Origin of the sequence: Shewanella sp. N2AIL, from assembly GCF_022690845.1 — a bacterium.
Classification (GTDB): Bacteria; Pseudomonadota; Gammaproteobacteria; order Enterobacterales; family Shewanellaceae; genus Shewanella; species Shewanella baltica.
On record NZ_JALBYT010000061.1, the window covers coordinates 1 to 4,094 of the forward strand.

Consider the following 4,094-nt stretch of genomic DNA (forward strand, 5'->3'; position numbering starts at 1 on the left):
GCAAACGCGCCGATGGTAGTGTGGGGTCTCCCCATGTGAGAGTAGGTCATCGCCAAGCGCCTAATTATCTCATTGAGATGTAACGAAGCCAGCTGAATAAGCTGGCTTTTTTGCGTCTGCAATTTGTTAATTTCAGCGTAATTTTTCGTCTAAATACCCACTCCACGATGACTATTTCATCAATACGTGTCCTCCGCGTTAGCTGCAATCCTCGCTTTTAGCAGTTACAATGTGTTTTTGTCGTCATTGATCAAACACATGTCTCTATCTCATAGCCTTAAATCGTTTAATTCCTTTGGTTTAGCCCAGTCTTGCGCCGATCTTGTTGAGGTGCACTCAAAAGAAGCTGTTCAGGCGATGTGTTTGCCACTATGGCAACAGCAATTGCCTATGTTGGTGCTTGGTGGCGGTAGCAATCTGGTCTTCACAGAGGACTTTAACGGTACAGTTGTCAGGATTTTATCGAAGGGGATAAAAGTATCTGAAGACGCAGAAGCGTTTTATCTCGAGATTGAGGCGGGTGAGAATTGGCACGAGTTAATTCAGTTTACGCTCGAGCATGGCATGTTTGGGCTGGAAAACATGGCGTTAATTCCTGGAACGGTTGGCGCAGCACCTATCCAGAATATTGGCGCTTATGGTGTTGAACTCTGTGATGTATGTGATTGGGTTGAGTATCTTGATTTACCCTCAGGTGAGTTTGTGCGTATAAGTACAGCTGAGTGTCAATTTGCTTACCGTGAGTCTATTTTCAAAGACAAATTGCGCAATCTTGCCGTAGTTACAGCTGTCGGACTGCGCTTAGCTAAACGTTGGCAACCGCGTTTGGTCTATGGTCCATTGCAATCGTTTGATCCAGCAACCGTTACAGCCCGTGAGATTTTTGAGCGCGTATGCCAAGTGCGCAGTGAAAAGCTCCCTGATCCAGCAGTGCTCGGCAATGCAGGCAGTTTCTTTAAAAATCCAATTGTTAGCGCGGCCTGTTATCTAGATTTAGCACAGCGTTTTCCGACGATAGTGGGTTACGCGCAAGCGGATGCGACGGTGAAATTGGCGGCAGGTTGGTTGATTGAGCAAGCGGGACTGAAAGGTTTTGTGCTTGGTAATGCTGCTGTGCATGACAAACAAGCTTTGGTATTAGTGAATCGAGGCGGGGCTACGGGGCGCGATATTTGTCGCTTAGCGCTGCATGTTATTGCGCAAGTACAGGATAAATTTGGTGTTGTGCTAGAAGCTGAACCTAGAATCATGGGCGCTAACGGTGAAGGAGATTTGTATGTCTGATAATTGGGGAAGAAAGCGCCAGATATTAGCGTTATTGTCTAGCGGTCAATTTGTTTCAGGCGAGCAGTTAGCCACTGAACTTGGGATTTCGCGCGCCGCTGTAAATAAGCACATTGATGCGTTAGAAACCTATGGCGTAGCAATTTTTAGCGTTAAAGGTCGCGGCTATAAGCTAGCCAATCCCATCTCTTTGATTGATTCTTCACGTTTAGTGCAGTCAATTGATAACCGTTGTTTTTATTTTGATGAGATCGCAAGCACCAACGGCTTTATGCTGAGCCATACCACTGAGCTAAAGAATGGCGATGTGTGCGTGGCAGAGTATCAATCAGCAGGTCGCGGTCGCCGAGGTCGCACTTGGGTGTCGCCCTATGGGCATCACTTGTACTTCTCATTGTTTTGGACATTCCCGCAGGGAATGGCACAGGCCATGGGTCTAAGTTTAGTGGTGGCGTGCACTCTAGTTGAAGTGCTTAAATCGTTTGGGGTCGAGAATATTGGGGTCAAGTGGCCGAATGATATCTATTTGGATAACAAGAAGCTTGCCGGGATCTTGATTGAAATGTCGGGACAGGCAGATAGTCAGTGCCAGCTGATCATTGGTGTTGGCGTTAATATGGCGATGTCAGAGGCGCAAGGCAAAGGTATCGATCAGCCTTGGAGTGACCTGTCAGATTTGGTTGATATGCCAGATAAGACTGCGCTTGTTATCGAATTACAGAAGCAACTGAAGCGCGATATCCAGCTATTTGAACGTGAAGGATTAGCGGCATTCAAGGCTCGTTGGCAAGCGGCAGACTTATTTTATGGTCGTGAAATACGTTTGCTTATGGGGGAAAAGTCTGTCGAAGGGATTTGTCGCGGTGTTGATGAGCAGGGTGCGGTATTGCTCGAAACCGCCGACGGTGTGCAAGCATTTATCGGCGGTGAAATTAGCTTAAGGGCCCGCTAAGCACCCAAGAGACTATTTTACAGAAAACTATTTGCGCATCAGTACGTGGGACATCAAATGATCCTGACCTTTTTGCAAGATCAAATGCGCCCTTTCACGGGTCGGTTGAATATTTAATTGCAGGTTGGGACCGTTAATTGTGTCCCAAATATTGGCGGCAATGGTATTGGCTTCATCATCGGTTAGCGACGAATAGTGATGAAAATACGATTTCTTGTCACTGAAGGCGCCAGAGCGGAATTGCAAGAAGCGTTCTTTATACCATTGTTTGAGTAACGGCTCTTCCGCATCGACATAAATAGAAAAGTCGACAAAATCGGAGACAAAAGGACGACGGGTATCGACGGGGGAGTCTAGCCCAGTCTGCAGTACATTCAAGCCTTCCAAAATTAAGATGTCTGGCTGAGAAACGGTTTGGTGCTGATTCTTAACACGGTCATAGGTGACGTGTGAATAGATAGGCGCTTTCACATGGGGTTGGCCAGATTTCACTGCCGAGATAAACTCAACCAGCATTTTCATATCGTAGCTTTCCGGAAATCCCTTACGTTGTAACAAGCCTTTACGTTTCAAGTCTGCCAGCGGATACAAAAAGCCATCCGTTGTGACGAGATCGACCTTAGGGTGCTCAGGCCAATGCCGTAGCAAGGCTTGCAAGATACGCGCTGTGGTACTTTTGCCGACGGCGACACTGCCGGCAATACTAATGATGTAAGGGCTTCTTGATGGTTTTTGCCCAAGGAACTCATCAACTACTAAGCCACGTTGCTGCTTAGCTTTGACAATTAAATTGAGTAGCCGGCTAAGGGGAAGGTAAATATCAGTGACTTCCGATAAGGAAATCTTCTCATTTATGCCTCTAAGGTTTTCCAAGTCTTGCTCACTCAGCGTCAGCGGCACTGAATCTCGTAACTCAGACCATTGCAGGCGCTCAAAGGCGAGATAGAGTGCTTTTTGAATTGAATTTTTAGAAGTCATTGGCTTTCCTCAGCTTAGGAAAGGCACAGTACACTATGAGATTATTCGGAACAATACTAAATGGGTGATTGCAGTCGTGTTTCCGTCGTCGTTTGATGTATTCGCTGTTTAATTGGTCGTCAAAGTTGGATAACGTGTAAAAAAACACCGTTCAAGCGCTTTTTTTACGTAAATGGACGTTTTTTACTTGCACTTGAGAGCGCATTTACCTAATATCCCGTTCCGAAATGATATGCCGGCATAGCTCAGTTGGTAGAGCAACTGACTTGTAATCAGTAGGTCCCGAGTTCGACTCTTGGTGCCGGCACCATTTTCTGTGGAGGGGTTCCCGAGTGGCCAAAGGGATCAGACTGTAAATCTGACGGCTCAGCCTTCGAAGGTTCGAATCCTTCTCCCTCCACCACTTTTTTTCTAGGTAGTTAGGTAGCCTTAGTTAGGTTGCGCGGACATCGTATAATGGTATTACTCCAGCCTTCCAAGCTGATAACGCGGGTTCGATTCCCGCTGTCCGCTCCAAATTAGTTGCTGATATGGCTCAGTTGGTAGAGCACACCCTTGGTAAGGGTGAGGTCGGCAGTTCGAATCTGCCTATCAGCACCAGCCTCTCTAAATTTAGCTCCTACGCCTAAACATAATCGGTTCGATGTCATTTTAATGCATCGGATTTTTTCTATATGTTAGTTTTCATCACCAAGATTCTTGGACTGAGGCATTACCATGGCTAAAGCTAAATTTGAACGTATTAAGCCCCATGTAAACGTGGGCACCATTGGTCACGTTGACCATGGTAAAACCACACTGACTGCAGCTATCTCTCACGTACTGGCTAAGACCTACGGTGGCGAAGCTAAAGACTTCTCTCAAATCGATAACGCTCCAG

The 4,094-nt window shown here is 46.4% G+C and carries 4 protein-coding genes and 4 tRNA genes; 7 read left to right on the forward strand and 1 reads right to left on the reverse strand.

The annotated features are described in order from the left end of the window. Window positions 1-258: 258 nt before the first annotated feature. Complete coding sequence (murB, locus tag MO387_RS20620) at window positions 259-1,284, forward strand: UDP-N-acetylmuramate dehydrogenase (protein ID WP_242326499.1); 1,026 nt, start codon at window positions 259-261, stop codon at window positions 1,282-1,284. Further along, window positions 1,277-2,236, forward strand: a complete 960-nt coding sequence (gene birA, locus MO387_RS20625; protein ID WP_242326500.1) for a bifunctional biotin--[acetyl-CoA-carboxylase] ligase/biotin operon repressor BirA — start codon at window positions 1,277-1,279, stop codon at window positions 2,234-2,236. The genes murB and birA overlap by 8 nt, the downstream gene beginning before the upstream one ends. A 27-nt stretch (window positions 2,237-2,263) precedes the next feature. Here birA and coaA read toward each other — a convergent pair whose 3' ends face one another. Further along, entirely contained in the window at window positions 2,264-3,214 is a 951-nt protein-coding gene (coaA, locus tag MO387_RS20630; RefSeq protein ID WP_011848150.1) for a type I pantothenate kinase, read from the reverse strand. A gap of 234 nt (window positions 3,215-3,448) precedes the next feature. On the opposite strand from coaA, the gene MO387_RS20635 reads away from it, so the two are divergent. From MO387_RS20635 to MO387_RS20655, 5 genes are all read left to right on the forward strand, one after another. After that, window positions 3,449-3,524 (forward strand) — tRNA-Thr (locus tag MO387_RS20635). Between the two features lie 8 nt (window positions 3,525-3,532). Next, a tRNA-Tyr gene (locus MO387_RS20640) sits at window positions 3,533-3,617 on the forward strand. A gap of 39 nt (window positions 3,618-3,656) precedes the next feature. Then, window positions 3,657-3,730 (forward strand) — tRNA-Gly (locus MO387_RS20645). A gap of 8 nt (window positions 3,731-3,738) precedes the next feature. After that, window positions 3,739-3,814, forward strand: a tRNA-Thr gene (locus MO387_RS20650). A gap of 117 nt (window positions 3,815-3,931) precedes the next feature. After that, the coding region (locus MO387_RS20655) for a GTP-binding protein (protein WP_242326501.1) at window positions 3,932-4,094 on the forward strand (163 nt) is incomplete at its 3' end.